Source organism: Streptomyces sp. NPDC030893 (assembly GCF_055571535.1).
In genome coordinates, this window is the sequence record NZ_JBVIFC010000001.1 from 956,251 (window position 1) to 974,946 (window position 18,696).

17 protein-coding genes and 1 riboswitch are annotated in these 18,696 nt (G+C 70.2%); of the genes, 10 read left to right on the forward strand and 7 right to left on the reverse strand.

The genetic code is table 11. From position 1 onward, the window contains the following. Positions 1-224 precede the first annotated feature (224 nt). The 4 genes from ctaC to ACZ434_RS04280 all read left to right on the forward strand — a co-directional run bounded on the left by ctaC (position 225) and on the right by ACZ434_RS04280 (position 4,751). Positions 225-1,217 (forward strand): aa3-type cytochrome oxidase subunit II, encoded by a 993-nt coding sequence (gene ctaC, locus ACZ434_RS04265; RefSeq protein WP_468451580.1) that lies wholly within the window; start codon positions 225-227, stop codon positions 1,215-1,217. Next, a complete protein-coding gene (ctaD, locus tag ACZ434_RS04270) occupies positions 1,214-2,950 on the forward strand; it encodes an aa3-type cytochrome oxidase subunit I (protein WP_468451582.1) in 1,737 nt (578 codons plus the stop codon). Before ctaC ends, ctaD begins: the two co-directional genes overlap by 4 nt. Beyond that, positions 2,947-3,345, forward strand: coding sequence for a cytochrome c oxidase subunit 4 (locus tag ACZ434_RS04275; RefSeq protein ID WP_468451584.1), 399 nt, complete (start codon positions 2,947-2,949; stop codon positions 3,343-3,345). The genes ctaD and ACZ434_RS04275 overlap by 4 nt, the downstream gene beginning before the upstream one ends. Before the next feature lie 128 nt (positions 3,346-3,473). Next, complete coding sequence (locus tag ACZ434_RS04280; protein ID WP_468451586.1) at positions 3,474-4,751, forward strand: L,D-transpeptidase; 1,278 nt, start codon at positions 3,474-3,476, stop codon at positions 4,749-4,751. Positions 4,752-4,830: 79 nt separating this feature from the next. On the opposite strand, the gene ACZ434_RS04285 is transcribed toward ACZ434_RS04280, so the two are convergent. Next, positions 4,831-5,232 carry a hypothetical protein gene (locus ACZ434_RS04285; protein ID WP_468451588.1) on the reverse strand — a complete coding sequence of 134 codons (402 nt, stop codon included), beginning with the start codon at positions 5,230-5,232 and terminating at the stop codon, positions 4,831-4,833. Between the two features lie 249 nt (positions 5,233-5,481). Between ACZ434_RS04285 and ctaE the strand changes: the two genes are divergently transcribed. From ctaE to ACZ434_RS04315, 6 genes are all read left to right on the forward strand, one after another. Next, positions 5,482-6,093: an aa3-type cytochrome oxidase subunit III gene (ctaE, locus tag ACZ434_RS04290; protein WP_468451590.1), complete on the forward strand. Its 612-nt coding sequence runs from the start codon at positions 5,482-5,484 to the stop codon at positions 6,091-6,093. Between the two features lie 83 nt (positions 6,094-6,176). Continuing rightward, entirely contained in the window at positions 6,177-6,989 is an 813-nt protein-coding gene (gene qcrC, locus ACZ434_RS04295; RefSeq protein WP_468451592.1) for a cytochrome bc1 complex diheme cytochrome c subunit, read from the forward strand. After that, positions 6,986-8,044: a cytochrome bc1 complex Rieske iron-sulfur subunit gene (gene qcrA, locus ACZ434_RS04300; protein WP_468451594.1), complete on the forward strand. Its 1,059-nt coding sequence runs from the start codon at positions 6,986-6,988 to the stop codon at positions 8,042-8,044. The genes qcrC and qcrA overlap by 4 nt, the downstream gene beginning before the upstream one ends. Further along, positions 8,041-9,678, forward strand: a complete 1,638-nt coding sequence (gene qcrB / locus ACZ434_RS04305) for a cytochrome bc1 complex cytochrome b subunit (RefSeq protein ID WP_468451596.1) — start codon at positions 8,041-8,043, stop codon at positions 9,676-9,678. The genes qcrA and qcrB overlap by 4 nt, the downstream gene beginning before the upstream one ends. A gap of 154 nt (positions 9,679-9,832) precedes the next feature. Next, the gene (gene trpD / locus ACZ434_RS04310) at positions 9,833-10,897 is read left to right on the forward strand and encodes an anthranilate phosphoribosyltransferase (protein WP_468451598.1); all 1,065 of its coding nucleotides are present in this window, start codon (positions 9,833-9,835) and stop codon (positions 10,895-10,897) included. A 78-nt stretch (positions 10,898-10,975) separates the two neighbouring features. Next, positions 10,976-11,092, forward strand: a riboswitch (SAM riboswitch). Between the two features lie 354 nt (positions 11,093-11,446). Further along, the gene (locus ACZ434_RS04315) at positions 11,447-12,751 is read left to right on the forward strand and encodes an aminotransferase class V-fold PLP-dependent enzyme (RefSeq protein WP_468451600.1); all 1,305 of its coding nucleotides are present in this window, start codon (positions 11,447-11,449) and stop codon (positions 12,749-12,751) included. Positions 12,752-12,879: 128 nt separating this feature from the next. Here the strand turns inward: ACZ434_RS04315 and ACZ434_RS04320 are convergent, their stop codons facing one another. From ACZ434_RS04320 to ACZ434_RS04345, 6 genes are all read right to left on the reverse strand, one after another. Further along, positions 12,880-14,043, reverse strand: a complete 1,164-nt coding sequence (locus ACZ434_RS04320) for a glycerate kinase (protein ID WP_468451602.1) — start codon at positions 14,041-14,043, stop codon at positions 12,880-12,882. 12 nt (positions 14,044-14,055) lie between these two features. Next, the gene (locus ACZ434_RS04325) at positions 14,056-15,471 is read right to left on the reverse strand and encodes an SLC13 family permease (protein ID WP_468451604.1); all 1,416 of its coding nucleotides are present in this window, start codon (positions 15,469-15,471) and stop codon (positions 14,056-14,058) included. An 88-nt stretch (positions 15,472-15,559) separates the two neighbouring features. Then, complete coding sequence (locus tag ACZ434_RS04330) at positions 15,560-16,222, reverse strand: response regulator transcription factor (RefSeq protein WP_468451606.1); 663 nt, start codon at positions 16,220-16,222, stop codon at positions 15,560-15,562. Continuing rightward, entirely contained in the window at positions 16,219-17,586 is a 1,368-nt protein-coding gene (locus ACZ434_RS04335; RefSeq protein WP_468451819.1) for a sensor histidine kinase, read from the reverse strand. Before ACZ434_RS04335 ends, ACZ434_RS04330 begins: the two co-directional genes overlap by 4 nt. Positions 17,587-17,644: 58 nt before the next feature. Next, on the reverse strand, positions 17,645-17,962 hold the full coding sequence (locus ACZ434_RS04340; protein ID WP_468451608.1) for a small secreted hydrophilic protein: 318 nt from the start codon (positions 17,960-17,962) through the stop codon (positions 17,645-17,647). Positions 17,963-18,140: 178 nt separating this feature from the next. Beyond that, positions 18,141-18,422 (reverse strand): Lrp/AsnC family transcriptional regulator, encoded by a 282-nt coding sequence (locus ACZ434_RS04345; RefSeq protein ID WP_103543497.1) that lies wholly within the window; start codon positions 18,420-18,422, stop codon positions 18,141-18,143. Positions 18,423-18,696: the final 274 nt, after the last annotated feature.

Sequence of the window (18,696 nt, forward strand, 5' to 3'; positions counted from 1 at the left end):
GGGCGCGGGGAACTGCGCGCCGAGCCACACGCGGCCCGCACCCGCCAAATCAGCGAACCGCCCCACCCACTAGGCCCCCCTCCTCGCAGCCCCCCGGAGGGCGTCGGCTAGGGTTTGGTCCGCATAAACATCCAAACCCCTGCCCGACGCAGGGCGGCGACCGACCAGCGAGAAGGCCAGGCCGCAGCCGTACAGCGCGGGCGAGACTCTCGGGAAGGCGCTACGTGAGTCCCAACGGCTCCGACCTCCCCCACGGCCTGAAGGGCGTGGGCGGTACCCCCAAGCCGCGGCGCCCCATGCGGCGGAAGCTGCTGCAGGCACTGACCGCGGGGCTGGTCCTGGCGACGGCCACCGGCTGCACGTGGGAGGACTTCCCCCGCCTCGGTATGCCCACCCCAACATCGGAAGAGGCTCCGCGGATCCTCTCCCTGTGGCAGGGATCCTGGGCTGCCGCGCTCGCCATCGGCGCGCTGGTGTGGGGTCTGATCCTGTGGAGTGTGTTCTTCCACCGGCGCAGCCGCACCAAGGTGGAGGTCCCTCCGCAGACCCGGTACAACATGCCCATCGAGGCGCTGTACACGGTTGTCCCGCTCATCATCGTCTCGGTGTTCTTCTTCTTCACCGCACGGGACGAATCCGAGCTGCTGAAGCTCGAGAAGAACCCCGACGTCACGGTCAACGTGGTCGGCTTCCAGTGGAGCTGGTGCTTCAACTACGTCGAGAACGTGGACGGTTCCACCGGCGACGCCAAGAAGGCCAAGGAACTGGACTCGATCCCGCAGCGTTACAAGGACGCGTTCCCGGCCGACGCCGGCGGTGTCTACGACTGCGGTGTCCCCGGCACCCGCAACCCGCAGACCAACAACCCGGGCCCCACCCTGTGGCTGCCCGAGGGCAAGCGGGTCCGCTTCGTGCTGACGTCCCGTGATGTCATCCACTCCTTCTGGGTGGTGCCGTTCCTGATGAAGCAGGACGTCATCCCGGGCCACACCAACGCCTTCGAGGTGACCCCCAGCCGTGAGGGCACCTTCCTGGGCAAGTGCGCCGAACTCTGCGGCGTCGACCACTCCCGCATGCTCTTCAACGTGAAGGTCGTCTCCCAGGAGCGCTACGAGCAGCACCTGAAGGACCTCGCGGAGAAGGGACAGACCGGTTACGTTCCCGCAGGCATCGATCAGACGGGCCACGAGAAGAACCGGGAGACGAACCAACTGTGAGCATCCTCAACGAACCCCAGGGTGCCGCTGCAGCTGAGGACTCGTACGAGAACGAGCTGCCCGTGCGGCGCAAGAGTCCCGGTAACGTCGTCGTCAAGTGGCTGACGACCACGGACCACAAGACGATCGGCACGCTGTACCTGGTGACGTCGTTCGCCTTCTTCGTCATCGGTGGCGTGATGGCGCTCGTGATGCGCGCCGAGCTGGCCCGGCCGGGTCTGCAGATCGTCTCGAACGAGCAGTTCAACCAGGCGTTCACGATGCACGGCACGGTCATGCTGCTGATGTTCGCGACGCCGCTGTTCGCCGGTTTCGCGAACTGGATCATGCCGCTGCAGATCGGCGCGCCCGACGTGGCGTTCCCGCGGCTGAACATGTTCGCCTACTGGCTGTTCCTGTTCGGCTCGCTGATCGCGCTGGGCGGCTTCCTCACCCCGGACGGCGCGGCGAGCTTCGGCTGGTTCGCCTACTCCCCGCTGTCGGACGCGGTCCGCTCGCCGGGCGTCGGCGCCGACATGTGGATCATGGGTCTGGCGTTCTCCGGCTTCGGTACGATCCTCGGCTCGGTCAACTTCATCACCACGATCATCTGCATGCGCGCTCCGGGCATGACGATGTTCCGCATGCCGATCTTCACCTGGAACGTGCTGCTGACCGGTGTGCTGGTCCTGCTGGCCTTCCCGGTGCTGGCCGCCGCGCTGTTCGCCCTCGAGTTCGACCGGAAGTTCGGGGCGCACATCTTCGACCCGGCCAACGGCGGGGCGCTGCTGTGGCAGCACCTGTTCTGGTTCTTCGGCCACCCCGAGGTGTACATCATCGCGCTGCCGTTCTTCGGCATCGTGTCCGAGATCATCCCGGTCTTCTCCCGCAAGCCGATCTTCGGCTACATGGGCCTGATCGCCGCGACGATCGCCATCGCGGGTCTGTCGATCACCGTGTGGGCGCACCACATGTACGTCACCGGCGGTGTACTGCTGCCGTTCTTCTCCTTCATGACGTTCCTGATCGCGGTCCCGACCGGCGTGAAGTTCTTCAACTGGATCGGCACCATGTGGAAGGGCAGCCTGTCCTTCGAGACGCCGATGCTGTGGTCGGTGGGCTTCCTCATCACCTTCCTCTTCGGTGGTCTGACCGGTGTGATCCTGGCGTCCCCGCCGCTGGACTTCCACGTCTCCGACAGCTACTTCGTGGTGGCGCACTTCCACTACGTGGTGTTCGGCACCGTGGTGTTCGCGATGTTCGCCGGCTTCCACTTCTGGTGGCCGAAGTTCACCGGCAAGATGCTCGACGAACGCCTCGGCAAGATCACCTTCTGGACGCTGTTCATCGGCTTCCACGGCACCTTCCTCGTCCAGCACTGGCTGGGTGTCGAGGGCATGCCGCGCCGCTACTCGGACTACCTGGCGGCCGACGGCTTCACCGCGCTGAACACGGTGTCGACGATCGCCTCGTTCCTGCTCGGCCTGTCGATCCTGCCGTTCTTCTACAACATCTGGAAGACGGCCAAGTACGGCAAGCCGGTCGGCGTCGACGACCCGTGGGGCTACGGCCGCTCCCTGGAGTGGGCGACCTCCTGCCCGCCGCCGCGGCACAACTTCATCACCCTGCCGCGGATCCGCAGTGAATCCCCGGCGTTCGACCTGCACTACCCGGAGATCGCCGCGCTCGACCAGCTCGAGAACGCCGGTCACGGGGAGAAGGCTCTCGCCGGTGGCAAGGAGGCAGGCAAGTGAAGATCCAGGGCAACCTGTTCATGTGGCTGAGCCTCTTCTTCCTGATCGTCGCCGGTGTCTACGGCGTATGGTCGAAGGAGCCGGTCGGCACCACCGCCCTCTTCCTGGCGTTCGGCCTGAGCATCATGATCGGCTTCTACCTGGGCTTCACCGCCCGGCGGGTCGACGTGGGCGCCCAGGACAACAAGGAAGCGGACGTCGCGGACGACTCCGGCGAGGTCGGGTTCTTCAGCCCGCACAGCTGGCAGCCGCTCGCCCTCGCCGTGGGTGGCGCCCTGATCTTCCTGGGCATCGCGGTCGGCTGGTGGCTGGTGTACTTCTCGGTCCCGGTCCTGCTGATCGGCCTGTGGGGCTGGGTCTTCGAGTACTACCGCGGTGAGAACCGCACCCAGTAACACGCCGCACGGCGTTCAGGGGCCCGGACACTCCGTCAGGAGCGTCCGGGCCCCTGCTTTTGCCGTCCGCGTCACCCGTTCGGACCGTCCAGTGAGCCGACGCGGGCCCCGCTTCCTAGCGTGAGGCCATGAGACAGACAGAGTCCCCCCGTGGCGCGGGCGCCGGCCGGAGCCGCCTCGCCGGCTGCACGCTGCTGGTGATCGCCCTCGGCGCGGGCGTCACCGGCTGCTCCTCCGACGGCAGTCCGCTGTCCGCCGAGCCGTACGACGCGGCGGACCAGATCTCCTTCAGCGGCTCCGTCGACGGGGGCGGGCCCGCCGACCCCGACAAGCCCCTGGAAGTCGTCGCCGAGGACTCCGACGGACGCATCACGGACGTCACCGCCGTGGACGCCTCCGGGCGCCACCTGGCGGGCGAACTGGCCGCCGACGGCAGCCGGTGGCACAGCACCTCCCCGCTGGCCGCCAGTGCCCAGTACACGGTCCGGGTGAGCACCGAGGACGAGGACGGCGCCCCCGGCCGCAAGGTCCTCACCTTCACCACCGGCAGACCCGCCGCCGCCAAACCCCTGGCCGTCGCCTTCGGCCCCCAGGCGGGCACGTACGGCGTCGGCCAGCCCCTCACCGCGGAGCTGAACGAGCCCGTCAGGGACCGGGCCCAGCGGGCCGTGGTGGAACGCGCCCTCAAGGTCGACTCCACGCCCGCCGTGAGCGGCGCCTGGCACTGGGTCGACGACAAGAAGCTGCACTACCGCCCGAAGGACTACTGGCCCGCGCACGCCACCATCCGCGTCCGCAGCGCCCTGGAGGGCATCCGGGTCGGCGACCGGCTCCGGGGCACCGCCTCCGAGCCGCTGACGATCCGCACCGGTGACCGGGTGATAGCCCTCACCGACGCGGCCGCCCACCGGCTGACGGTCTACAAGAACGGCGAGGAGATCAAGGAGATCCCCGTCACCACCGGCAAGCCCGGCTTCGAGACCCGCAACGGCGTCAAGGTGGTCCTCGCCAAGGAGCCCTTCGTACGGATGCGCAGCAGCACCGTGGGCATCGCCGAGGGCTCCGCGGAGTCGTACGACCTCGACGTCCGCTACGCCACCCGGGTGACGTGGAGCGGCGAGTACGTGCACGCCGCCCCGTGGTCCGTCGGCTCCCAGGGCTACGCCAACGTCAGCCACGGCTGCGTGGGCATGAACACCGCGAACGCCGAGTGGTTCTTCGACACCGTCCGCCAGGGCGACATCGTGGAGGTCGTCAACTCGGCCGGCGACACGATGGAACCCTTCGGCAACGGCTACGGCGACTGGAACCTGGACTGGCCCACATGGCGCGAGGGCAGCGCCCTGACCACCAACACGTCCCCGCACACCGAGGAGACGTCACGCCTGCGGCCCACGGCTGTGTAACGCCCCCGAAGGGGCGCGGGGAACTGCGCGACCAGCCACAACGGCCCGCAGCCGCCACACCGCAGAACCAACGGAGTCACTACGCGCTCTGCAACCGCTTCTGCCGCAGCAGCGCCGCCAGCGCGGCCGCGAACTCCACCGGCTCGACCGGCAAGGTCACCGCCGCCTCCGCCCGGCTCCACGTCGCCAACCAGGCATCCTGCGGACGCCCGATCAGCAGCAGCACCGGCGGGCTGTCGAAGACCTCGTCCTTGATCTGCCGGCACAGCCCCATGCCCCCCATCGGCACGGCCTCGCCGTCGAACACGCATACGTCGATGCCACCCCGGTCCAACTCCGTGATCACGGCGGCCTGGGTCGCGCACTCCACGAACTCCACTACGGGCACGTCCGGCGCCGGCCGCCGCCCGGTGGCGAGCCGCACCTGCTCCCGGGTGTTGGCGTCGTCGCTGTAGACCAGCACCGTGGCGGTCGCCTGCATTGTTCCTCCACGCGTAAGAGAGAGGGCACGGCTCTGTCGGGAACTTCGGGTACCGATGGCGCGGATGCTACCCCCTCGGACCGCCTGTCAACACCGGTTCGGACACGGCTTCGAAGGCGGCCGTGACGGGGCTCCGACCCGGCTCCGACCGGGCTCCGGGTGGGCCATCCGGGCAGTCCAGGACGGGGGAACACACCGAACGGCACCCCCGGGAGTGAGGGCGGGATAAGCGACCGACATAATGTCGGCGTGGCGACAGCAACGACAGTAGACACCGGGCACGCGCACCCGTCGGTCAACCGACCGAACCTCACCAGCGTCGGAACCATCATCTGGCTGAGTTCCGAGCTGATGTTCTTCGCGGCCCTCTTCGCGATGTACTTCACCCTGCGATCGGTGACAGGACCCGAGTTCTGGTCGGAGAAGGCCGACTACCTGAACTTCCCGTTCTCGGCGGGGAACACCACGATCCTGGTGCTTTCCTCCCTCACCTGCCAGCTCGGCGTCTTCGCCGCCGAGCGCGGTGACGTGAAGAAGCTCCGGATGTGGTTCATCGTCACCTTCATCATGGGTGCGGTCTTCATCGGAGGACAGGTCCTCGAGTACACCGAGCTGGTCAAGCACTACGGCCTGTCCATCTCCTCCGACGCGTACGGATCGGCCTTCTACCTGACCACCGGCTTCCACGGCCTGCATGTGCTGGGCGGTCTCTTCGCCTTCCTGCTGGTCCTGGGCCGGACCTATGCGGCACGGAGGTTCACTCACGAGCAGGCGACGGCGGCCATCGTCGTGTCCTACTACTGGCACTTCGTCGACGTCGTCTGGATCGGCCTCTTTGCCACGATCTACATGATCAAGTAGCACGGGCCCACAGCCTTGCGCGCTCCGAAGCAGCGCACCAACCAGAAGCATCGACGCAGAAGATCCTGACACCGGGGTAATCCGTGAAAAAGCTCTCCGCACGACGACGCCACCCGCTGGCGGCGCTCGTCGTCCTACTCCTCGCGCTGGCATGCACCGGGGGGCTCTACGCCGTGTTCGCACCCGCGGACAAGGCGCAGGCCGACGAAACCGCCCAGTCCCTCACCATCGAGGAGGGCAAGAAGCTCTACGCGGTCGGCTGCGCCAGCTGCCACGGCACCGGCGGTCAGGGCACCACCGACGGTCCGAGCCTGGTGGGCGTGGGCGCCGCCGCGGTCGACTTCCAGGTGAGCACCGGCCGTATGCCGGCCGCCACCTCGCAGGCCGCGCAGCTGCCCGACAAGCCCGCCGTCTACACGCAGGCCGAGATCGACCAGCTTGCCGCGTACATCGCCTCCCTGGGCGCCGGTCCGGCGATCCCCACCGAGGAGCAGTACGGTCCCGAGGGTGCCGACATCGCCAAGGGCGGTGAACTGTTCCGCAACAACTGCGCCCAGTGCCACAACTTCACCGGCAAGGGCGGCGCGCTCACGAACGGCAAGTACGCCCCGGACCTCGAGGACGTCGCGCCGAAGCACATCTACGAGGCCATGCTCACCGGCCCGCAGAACATGCCTTCCTTCCCGGACACCACGCTGTCCGTGCAGAACAAGAAGGACATCATCGCGTACCTGGACACGGTCAACAGCGATGACTCCGAGAGCCCCGGCGGCATGTCGCTCGGCGGATTCGGCCCGGTCTCGGAGGGTCTGTTCGCGTGGGTCTTCGGACTCGGCGCGCTGATCGCGGTCGCCGTCTGGGTCGCCGCTCGGACCGCAAAGGCCAAGAAGTCATGAGTAGCCAAGACATTCCCGAAGAGAACCTGCCCGCGGGGCAGGACACGCCCCACGGCGCGGTGAAGCTCGCGGACGAGAAGAACCCGTTCGCCGACCCGGGCCTGCCGCCGCACGAGCCCCGGATCCAGGACCTGGACGAGCGGGCCGCCAAGCGGTCCGAGCGTACGGTCGCCCTGCTGTTCACGCTGTCGATGCTGGCCACCGTCGGCTTCATCGCCTCGTTCGTGACGATCCCGGTCGACAAGACCGTCTACATCTTCATGCTCGGTCACATCAGCGCGCTGAACTTCGCGCTGGGGATGACCCTCGGTGTCGCGCTGTTCGCCATCGGCGCCGGCGCGGTCCACTGGGCCCGCACGCTGATGTCGGACCACGAGATCGCCGACGAGCGGCACCCGATCGAGGCCTCCCCCGAGGTCAAGGCGAAGGTCATGGACGACTTCCGCCAGGGTGCCAAGGAGTCGGTGATCGGCCGCCGGAAGCTGATCCGCAACACCATGTTCGGCGCGCTCGCCCTGTTCCCGCTCTCCGGAGTGGTGCTGCTGCGCGACCTCGGACCGCTGCCCGGGACCAAGCTGCGCGAGACCGCGTGGTCCAAGGGCAAGCTGCTGGTCAACATGAACACGAACGAGCCGCTGCGGCCGTCCGACATCATCGTCGGCTCGCTCACCTTCGCCCAGCCCGAGGGTCTCGACCCGCACGAGCACGGCTACATGACCGAGATCGCCAAGGCCGCCCTGATGCTCGTCCGCATCCAGCCGGACGAGATCAAGGACAAGCAGTCGCTGGAGTGGTCGCACGAGGGGATCCTCGCCTACTCGAAGATCTGCACCCACGTCGGTTGCCCGATCTCCCTGTACGAGCAGCAGACGCATCACGCGCTGTGCCCCTGTCACCAGTCCACCTTCGACCTCTCCGACGGTGCCAAGGTGATCTTCGGTCCCGCCGGTCACGCCCTGCCGCAGTTGCGCATCGGCGTGAACGACGAGGGCTACCTCGAAGCGCTCGGCGACTTCGACGAGCCCGTCGGTCCTTCCTTCTGGGAGCGCGGATGAGTACTGCAACCACGCCCGAGTCCCGCTCGCGCGGGAAGGCACCGGCCGGCGAACGCGTCGCCGACTGGGCCGACGGCCGGCTGGGGATCTACTCCCTGGCCAAGGCCAACATGCGGAAGATCTTCCCCGACCACTGGTCGTTCATGCTGGGTGAGATCTGCCTCTACAGCTTCCTCATCATCATCCTCACGGGTGTGTACCTGACGCTGTTCTTCCACCCGTCGATGAACGAGGTGGAGTACCACGGCAGCTACGTCCCGATGCAGGGACAGCTGATGAGTGAGGCCTTCAAGTCGACGCTGGACATCAGCTTCGACGTCCGTGGCGGTCTGCTCATCCGGCAGATCCACCACTGGGCCGCGCTGGTCTTCCTGGCCGGCATGTTCGTGCACATGATGCGCGTGTTCTTCACCGGCGCGTTCCGCAAGCCGCGTGAGATCAACTGGCTGTTCGGCTTCCTGCTGTTCGTCCTCGGCATGTTCACCGGTTTCACCGGCTACTCGCTCCCGGACGACCTGCTCTCCGGCACCGGTATCCGCTTCATGGAGGGCGCGGTCCTGTCCGTGCCGATCGTCGGCACGTACCTGGCGTTCTTCATCTTCGGCGGCGAGTTCCCGGGTGACGACTTCATCGCCCGGTTCTACTCGGTCCACATCCTGCTGCTGCCGGGCATCATGCTCGGCCTCGTGGTGGCGCACCTGATCCTGGTCTTCTACCACAAGCACACGCAGTTCGCGGGTCCCGGCAAGACCAACAAGAACGTCGTCGGCATGCCGCTGCTGCCGGTGTACATGGCCAAGGCCGGAGGCTTCTTCTTCCTGGTCTTCGGTGTGCTCGCGGCCATCTCGGCGATCGCCACGATCAACCCGGTCTGGAACATCGGCCCCTACCGGCCGGACATGGTCTCCACGAACGCCCAGCCCGACTGGTACATGGGCTTCTCCGAGGGCCTGATCCGTGTCATGCCGGGCTGGGAGATCAACTTCTGGGGTCACACGCTCGCCCTGGGTGTGTTCGTCCCGCTGATGATCTTCCCGCTGGTCCTGGTGTCGATCGCGGTCTACCCGTTCATCGAGTCCTGGATCACCGGCGACAAGCGCGAGCACCACATCCTGGACCGCCCGCGCAACGCCCCGACGCGCACCGCCTTCGGTGTCGCCTGGATCACGCTGTACTTCGTGCTCCTCGTCGGCGGTGGCAACGACCTGTGGGCCACCCACTTCGACCTGTCGATCAACGCCATCACCTGGTTCGTCCGGATCGGCTTCTTCGTCGCACCGGTCGTCGCGTTCGTGGTCACCAAGCGGATCTGCCTCGGCCTCCAGCGCCGGGACAAGGACAAGGTGCTGCACGGCCGCGAGGCGGGCATCATCAAGCGCCTGCCGCACGGTGAGTTCATCGAGGTCCACGAGCCGCTCAGCCAGGAGCAGCTGCACACCCTCACCGCGCACGAGCAGTACAAGCCGCTCGAGATCGGCCCGGAGGTCGACGAGAACGGCGTCCGGCGCAAGGTGAAGATGAGCGAGCGGCTGCGCGCCAAGCTCAGCGAGGGCTACTACGGCGAGGAGTCCCAGATTCCGAAGCCGACCGTCGAGGAGTACAAGGAGATCACGAGCGGCCACGGCCACCACTGATCACCTTCCGCGCCTCACCCCAGTCGCCACACGACGGCGAAGGGCCCCCGTCCGTTCTGCGGACGGGGGCCCTTCGGCGTCCCCGGGGCTGGATAGGGTGGAACCCGGGACCCTTCCGGTTCCCGCGACTCTTCTACGACCATCTGGAGCGGCCATGAGCGCTGTGACCCCCGCTGGAGGCGACACCGCGGCGGGCCGCTCCTGGCCCGCCGTGCTGAACGGACTGCTGGACGGCACGAACCTGTCCGCCGACGACACCGCCTGGGCGATGGACCTGATCATGCGGGGCGAGGCGACCGACGCGCAGATCGCCGGCTTCGCCGTCTCCCTGCGGGCCAAGGGCGAGACCGTCGAGGAGATCACCGGCTGCGTACGGGCGCTGTACGCCCACGCGCATGTGATCGAGGTGCCGGGCGCCACGGTCGACATCGTCGGCACCGGCGGTGACGGCGCCAAGACGGTGAACATCTCCACGATGTCCTCGATCGTCGTGGCCGGCACCGGAGCGAAGGTCGTCAAGCACGGCAACCGGGCGGCCTCCTCCGCGTCCGGTGCCTCCGACGTCCTGGAGAAGCTCGGCGTCAACCTGGAACTCACCCCGCGACGGGTCGCCGAGGTCGCCGAGGAGGCGGGCATCACCTTCTGCTTCGCGGTGAAGTTCCACCCCGCGCTGCGCCATGTGGCCGCCGCGCGCGGCCAGCTCGGCATCCGCACCGTGTTCAACTTCCTCGGCCCGCTGGCCAACCCGGCGCAGGTCAAGGCGCAGGCGGTCGGCGTCGCCGACCCCCGGATGGCGCCGATCATGGCCGGGGTCTTCGCCGAGCGCGGCCACTCCTCGCTGGTCTTCCGCGGCGACGACGGCCTGGACGAGCTGACCACCACCGCCACCTCCAAGGTGTGGGTGGTCCGTGACGGCAAGGTCGACGAGGAGTCCTTCGACCCCCGCGAGGTGGGCATCGAGCTGGTGCCGGTGGAGGCCCTGCGCGGCGCCGACGCCTCCTACAACGCGGAGGTCGCCCGCCGCCTGCTGGACGGCGAGCGGGGCCCGGTGCGGGACGCGGTGCTGCTCAACTCGGCGGCGGCCCTGGTCGCCCTGGAGCCCGGCTCCGGCACCCTGACCGAGCGGATCCGCGGCGGGATGGCGCAGGCGGCCGAGTCCATCGACTCGGGAGCCGCCAAGCGGGTCCTGGAACGCTGGGTGGCCGTCAGCAACGCGTAACCGTCCGACGCCGGTCCATGTCCCGCGATCCGGACAGGGGTTGCGGGACATCGATCACTTCACGTACTTTCCTGTCCAGGTCATGAGTGACAGCCATCAGGCCCCGGCCGGCTGTCCGGCAACCCTCCGTCCGTGGCGGGGTGCCCCGGGTGAGGACCAGGCCGTAGGCAGCGAGGTTTACGGCAAGCGCGGACCCCTCGACGCTTTTGCTTCCTCGATGAGGGCAGGGGTCCTGGTCGTCGAGGAGCCTCCCATGAGCAAGCGAATGTGCTAGGGCCTGTCTGACAATTCCCGCCTGCCCCGCGACGCCATGCACGTACTCTCGCCGCACCGGGCGCAGAGCCAAGTACATCCAGTACGAGGCTCTACGCCCGGCACAGCGAGAGCACGCACCTGACGCCGCGGGGCCGCCCTCCGGGCGACGGCGGGAATTGTCAGACAGGCCCTAGGGCCGTCGAGCCCCGCCCGCGCACCCCCTTTCCTTCTCCTTCCGCGCTTGAGCGTCGTCCGCTCGCGCGAGGATTCCGCCTGCCCCACGGGAGTTCCGCCATGTCCCTCTCCGCCACCACCGCCGCCGACCCGTCCGTCCGCGCCCCGCTGCCCGTGCTGGGCCGGGACGTCACCGTTCCCCTCGTCACCGGTGGCGAGGTCACCTACGCCGCCCTCGACTACGCCGCCAGCGCCCCGGCCCTCCAGCGGGTGTGGGACGACGTCGCCGCGTACGCGCCGTACTACGGCAGTGTCCACCGGGGCGCCGGGTACCTCTCCCAGCTCTCCACCGACCTGTTCGAGAACGCCCGCCGCACCGTCGCGGAGTTCCTCGACTGCCGGACCGGGGACCAGGTGGTGTTCACCCGCTCCACCACCGACTCCCTCAACCTGCTCGCCGCCGCCCTCCCCGACGGCTGCGAGGTCTTCGTCTTCGAGACCGAGCACCACGCCTCCCTGCTGCCCTGGCGCGACGCCCGCGTCACGTTCCTCGACGCCCCCGACAGTCCCCGCCGGGCCGTGACGGCACTGGAGCGCGCCCTCGCCGACCGCGAGCCCCACGGTCCGGCCCTGGTCTGCGTCACCGGCGCCTCCAACGTGACCGGCGAGCTGTGGCCCGTACGGGAGCTGGCCGCCGCCGCGCACGCGCACGGCGCGCGGATCGTGCTGGACGCCGCCCAGCTCGCCCCGCACCACGCGGTGAGCGTGCGCGACCTGGACGTCGACTGGGTCGCCTTCTCCGGGCACAAGCTGTACGCCCCCTTCGGCTCCGGTGTGCTGGCGGGCCGCGCCGACTGGCTGCGCGAGGCCGACCCCTACCTCGCGGGCGGCGGCGCCAGCCGCAGGGTCGGCCGGGGCGCGGACGGGGGAGTGGACGTCGAGTGGCACGACGGCACCGCCCGGCACGAGGCCGGCTCGCCCAACGTCATCGGCGCCCACGCCATCGCCTCCGCCTGCAAGGCGCTCACCGAGGCCGGCTTCGAGGCGCTGGCCGCGCGCGAGGAGCGGCTGATCCGCGCGGTGCGCGAGGGGCTCGCGGACGTGCCGGAGGTGCGGTTCCTGTCGCTGTTCGGGGACGACGCCCCGCGCGTGGGCGTGCTCTCCTTCGTCGTCGAGGGCTGGAACAGCTCCGACTTCGCGGCGGCGCTGTCCGCGGAGTACGGCATCGGGGTGCGGGACGGGTTGTTCTGCGCGCACCCGCTGGTGCGGAGGCTGCTCGGTGGTGACGGGGAGGACCGGGGAGGGTGCGGTGAGCCGTCCGCGGGTGCGCTCCGCGTGAGCTTCGGCGCGGGTACGCCGGACGAGCACGTGGAGCGGTTCGTACGGGCGGTGCGTGAGCTGGTCGAGGGCGGCGCGCGCAACTGAGCGTTCCCTCGCCCCCGGACCTGCTCCTCAAACGCCGGAGGGGCTGGAATCAGCCCCTCCGGCGTTTGAGGAGCGGGGTCCGGGGCGGAGCCCCAGGTTCGGGACGGGAAGGGGCGGCGGGGGCGGGACTACTGGTGGGCCGGCACGGGCAGCCGGGCGCCCAGCACGATCATGCGCAGCGCCCGCTCCGTCGCATCCGTCAACAGCTCGGCGCCGCGCACCAGCGCCTCCGCGAGAGCCATCGGCGCCGGCAGAATGCCATGGCACGCATCCACCCCCGGCACCTCCCCCGCCCCCTCACCCAGCGTCCCCGCCAGCGCCAGCACCGGCCGCCCCGACAGCTTCGCCCGCCTGGCCACCTCCGCCGGCACCTTGCCGCGCGGCGTCTGGTGGTCCAGGGCCCCCTCGGCGGTGACGACCAGATCGGCCCGGGCCAGCCGGGCGTCCAGGTCGAGGTGGTCGAGCAGCACCGGGAAGCGCGGCACCAGCGACGCGCCCAGCGCGGCGAGCCCCGCGCCCAGCCCCCCGGAGGCACCCGTGCCGCGCCCGAGGCGCAGGTCGACATCCCTGACGGCGAGGTCCGAGGTCAGCACCCGCGCCCAGTTCTCCAGCGCCGCCGACAACTCCTCCACCTGCCCCGGCGTCGCCCCCTTCTGCGGACCGAACACCCGGGCCACGCCCCGCTCCCCGCACAGCACGTTGTACGGGTTGCAGGCGACGAGGAGTTCCACGTCCGCGAGGCGGGGATCGAGCCCGGCCGCGTCGACGCGTGCCAGCCGCGCCAGCTCCCGGCCCCCGTGCCCGAGTTCGAAGCCGTCGGCGTCCAGCAGCCGGACGCCGAGCGCCTGGAGCGCCCCCGCACCCCCGTCGGACGTGCCGGAGTCGCCGCAGCCGACCAGGATCCGCCGTACGCCCCGGTCGAGGGCGGCGCGGATCAGTTCCCCGACGCCGTAGGTGGTGGTGGCGCCCGGGTCGCGCCGGGTGCGGGGGACCAGGGAGAGGCCGGCCACCGCCGCCATCTCCACCACCGCCGTGTCCTGGGAGCCGAGCACCGCGAAGTGGGTGCCGACCGGTTCGCCGACCGGCCCGGTGGCGGCCAGGGCGACCAGCCGGCCGCCGGTGGCGGAGGCGAGCGCCGAGGCGGTGCCCTCACCTCCGTCCACGAGGGGGATCCGGTCGATCTCGGCGTCCGGGAGCACCCGGCGGACGCCCGCCGCGATGGCGTCGGCGGCGGCCTGCGCGGACAGGGACTCCTTGAAGCCGCTGGGGGCGACCACGACACGGTTCAGCATGAGAGGAACTCCTTAGCGAGTCACGGGGACGCCGAGCAGCGGCCACACCGCGACGGCGAACAGCAGGACCAGGGCGGCGGTGAGCGGGGCCAGTACGGCCGAGAGCCGCAGCAGGTCACGCGGGGTGTAGGTGGGGGTGCCGGGGATCTCCGCGAAGAGGGTGACCGGCTTCGCGGAGGCCGGGAGCGTGTGGCAGAAGCCGGCGGCGGCGGTGGACGCGAGGGCCGCCGCGACCGGGTTCACCCCGGCGCCGACGGCCGCCGCGACCACCAGCGGGACCAGTACGGAGGAGCGGGCGGAGCGGGACTGCAGGACCAGATGGGCGGCCGTGCTGACCGCGACGACGACCGCCAGGAACATCACCGGGGTGATGCCCGCGGGCAGCCCGCCGACCAGCCACTTCGCCGCGCCCGACTCGGCGAGGGCCACGCCCATCGCCATCGTCGCCGCCATGAACAGCAGCAGCGACCACGGCACCGTCTTCAGCGCGTCCTTCAGCCGTACGGTGCCGAGCGCCGGGGAGGCGGCGACGACCGCGCCGATCAGCGCGACCACGGCCGGCGGCACCCGGTGCAGCGGCTCGCTGCACCACAGGGCGACCACCGTGGCCAGCAGCAGGGCGCAGCGCTTCTCGGCCTGCGTCCAGGCTCCGGTGACCGGGCGGTCGCTGTGCCGCTGGATCTCCTCGGCGGTGATGTGCACCGGGCCCGTGCGGTCTTCGCGCCGGGTGGTGGTCAGCAGCACGGCCTCGGCGGCCAGATGGGAGGAGGCCACGGCCAGCGGCAGCCCCAGCAGCAGCCATTCGGTGAAGCCGACCCGGTCCCCGGTGGCCTCCCACAGCACCGACACGGTGATCAGATGCGCGCCCGCGCCGATCAGGGTCGCCACCGCGGAGAGGAGGATCACGGTCGGGAACAGCAGCGCCAGCATCACGACCAGTCGTTTCCGGTCGGCGAGCGCCTTGGCGAGGGCGAGGAACACCGGCAGCGCGAGCGCGGCCCGGCCCGAGGTGGCCGGCACCGCGAACGCCGTGACGACCAGGGCGGCGGTCGTCAGGTGCGTCAACTGCCGTACAGTGCGCGCCCCGCCGACCAGGAAGGCGGCGGCCCGCCCCGCCAGCCCGGTCCGGGCGACCGCGGCCGCCAGCACGAACGCGCAGATCAGCAGCCACACCGTCGAGTCGCCCAGGGTGCCGAACAGGGTGTCGCTGCTTATCACCCCGGTCACCGTCAGCGCGAGGCCGGCGCCCAGCGCGATGTAGGTGTCGTCGATCGGCGTACCGATCCAGGCGCACGTCGCCAGCGCGAACACGGAGAGGGTGAGCCGGGCGTCCCCGCCGAGACCGGGGAAGTTGCCGGGGACCGCGAGCAGCGCGCACAGCGACAGGGCCACGCACAGGGCCACGGTCAAGCGGGGGTTCAGTGTCACGCCATCGACGATTCACCCGCGCGGTGAGCCGTCGATGAGCCGAAGATGAAGGGAACTTCACCCGGCGGGTCCGGCCCGCCGCGGGCCCTCACGCGGGGAGCCGGTAGCCCATCCCGCGGACCGTCTCCACCTTCTCCGCGCCGAGCTTCTTGCGCAACGCGCGGACGTAGACGTCCACGATGTTGGAGCCCGGGTCGAAGTCGTAGCCCCACACGTGGGAGAGGATCTGCTCGCGGGAGAGTACCTGCCCGGGGTGCCTCAGGAACAGTTCCAGCAGCACGAACTCACGGGCCGTCAGGTCGACGGTGCGTTCCCCGGCGCGGGCCCGGCGGGTGCGCAGGTCCAGGCTCAGCGACCCGGACTTCAGCACCGTCACCTCCGGCGCCCGGGCCGCCGTGCGCAGCCGCAGCCGTACCCGCGCGAGGAGTTCCTCGAAGCGGAACGGCTTGGTCATCCAGTCGTCGGCACCGCCCTCCAGGCCGGCCACGGCGTCCCGTACGGAGTCCCGCGCGGTCAGGACGATCACCGGGGTCGTCACCCGCGACTCGCGCAGTTCGCGCAGCACCGTGAAACCGTCCCGGCCGGGCAGTCCGATGTCCAGGACGACCAGGTCGAAACCGCCGGTCAGCGCGTACTCGTAGCCGGCTTCGCCGTCGGGTACGACGGTGGTGGTGAAGCCGTTGGCGCGCAGGCCCTTCTCCACGAAGGACGCGATGCGCTCCTCGTCCTCGACGATCAGGATCCGGTTCAATGGCGGGCCTCTTCCAGGGTGAGTACGAAGGTGGCGCCGCCGCCCTCGGTGTCGTGCAGCCGGACCCGGCCGCCGTGGCCCTCGGCGATCGCCTTGACGATCGACAGGCCGAGCCCGGCGCCGGAGCCGCGCGCCCCGCGCCGGGAGGTGCCGCGCCGGAAGCGTTCGAAGATCAGCTCCCGGTCCTGCGGCCGGACCCCGGGCCCCGAGTCGGCGACGTACAGCTCGATCCGCGCACCCCGCGCGCGCGAACCGATGCGGATGGTCTGGCCGGTGGTGGTGTGCTGCACCGCGTTCTGCGCGAGCTGCACCATCGCCTGGGTGATCCGCTGCGGGTCCAGCTCGGTCTCCCGGTCGGCTATGTCGGTGAGCTGCCAGTCGCGTTCGCCCAGCGTGCGGGCCTTGACGTAGACGTCGGCGGTGAGTTCGGCGAGCTGGACCGGCTCCGGGCGGACGAAGTCGGGGCGTTCGGCCTTGGCGAGCAGCAGCAGGTCCTCCACGATGCGGCTCATCCGGTCGAGTTCGTCGGTGACGAGCCGGACGGTCTCCTCGCGCTCGGCCGGATCGTCGCCCATCAGCTCCAGGTGGCCGCGCACGATGGTGATGGGGGTGCGCAGTTCGTGGCCGGCGTCGTCGACGAACTGGCGCTGCGCGGCGAAGGCCCGCTCCAGCCGGTCCAGCATCGCGTTGAACGTGTCGGCGAGGGCGGCGATGTCGTCGTGGCCGCGCACCGGGATACGGCGGGTGAGGTCCTGCTCGGTGAGCTGAGCGGCGGCGGTCCGCACCAGCCGTACGGGCTGCAGGATCCGCCCGGCGACCGCCCAGCCGATGCCGGTGGTCAGCAGCAGGGCGACGCCCGAGATGGCGAGCAGCACCTGGAACACCTCGTTCACGCGCGCCACTTCGCGCTCGGGGTGGAAGGCGACGACGAACGCCGCCTCCGGATCGCCGCCGCCGTGCCGGGCCACGGGCACCTTCGCCCAGCGGATCTCCCCCTCGGGCCGCTCCAGCACCCCGGAGGCGTCGGGCGAGGCGAAGATCCGCCGCCGGGCGTCGGCGTCCCGGTGCAGCGGCAGCGCGACGGGCAGGTCGCGCGGCTGGATGATCTGTGCCGGGCCGCCGCCGCGCCGGGCCACCAGGCCGATCAGCTCCTCGTCCGGGTCGGCGTACTGCCGTTCCAGGAAGACCCGCAGCAGCCGGTCCGGGTCGGTGAAGGGCCGGCCCGTCTCCGGGTCGAAGCCCCGCTGCTCGAAGTTGGCGAACTCGCCGGCCTCCTGGGAGAGCAGCCCGTTGATCCGGGCGTCGACGTCCCGCAGCAGGAAGGAGCGGGTGGTCATGGCGACGGACGCGAAGGCGACGGTCATGACGAACAGCAGCCACAGCAGGATGCGGACCCGTGCGGAGATCCGCCGGCGGATGCCGTCAGTTGTCGTCGCCCGGTCCGTCGTCACCGCCGGGGCCGTCGTCGTCCGAGGTGTCCTGGCCTCGGTCGTCGTCATCGTCATCACCCGCTGGGCTGTCGGTCACCGGTGGCCGGGAGACGACCTCGTCGCTCGGCGCCGGCTCGGGCCGCGTGGACGAGGCCGTGGGCGTGGGAGTCGGGGAGCCGCTGTCCAGCTCGACCTGCGGCGGCACCTTGGGCGGTTCGGGACTGTCGGCGAGCGCGAAGCTGGTCGCGGCGACGCCCAGCGGAATCAGCACGACGGCGGCGAGCGCCGCCATCCGGCGAGTGAAGACCATGCCCCGATCCTCCCCACCCCACCGGAGCCCCGGCATGAACCCGGGATGAAGAACTCTTCATCCTGCTGAACTCGGCCCCTCCCGTGAACTCAGCCCCTCCGGCGCTTGAGGAGCGGGGGTCCGGGGGCAGCGCCCCCGGGGACGGGACGGGAAGGGGCGGCGGGGGCGAAAGAATGCGCTAGCTGTCCAGCCCGATGGCGAACGCAGCCTCCAGATCGTGCTGCGAATACGTACGGAACGCCACATGCGTATCCGTCCCCTCCACCCCCGGAATCCTGCTGATCCGCCCGGGAATGACCTCCGCCAGATCCTCGTGCTCGCGCACCCGCACCATCGCGATCAGGTCGTACGTACCGGTGACGGAGAACACCTCGCTGACACTGTCCAGCGCGGCGATCTGCTCCGCGATCTCGGGGATCCGGTCCACGCTGGTCTTGATGAGGACGATCGCGGTGATCACGGCTGGTTCTCTCCCTCGGGGGCCGGAGCAGGGGCGGACCTCACTGTAGTCGCCCGGCCGGAACCCCAGCCGAAGGCCGGGACGGCCCGAGGGCATGCTTCGAACAAGTTTGCGGGATGGTGGCCCCCTGTGCGGGTGACCGGCGCGCACGGTCGCGGATCATGGACACGGAGCACGACGCAACCGGACGGAACCCCGCATACCGCCTCGCGGCCGTGGACGGGCGGGCGGCGGGGACCCGCCAGGCCGTAGGGTTACGAGCCACACGCACCGG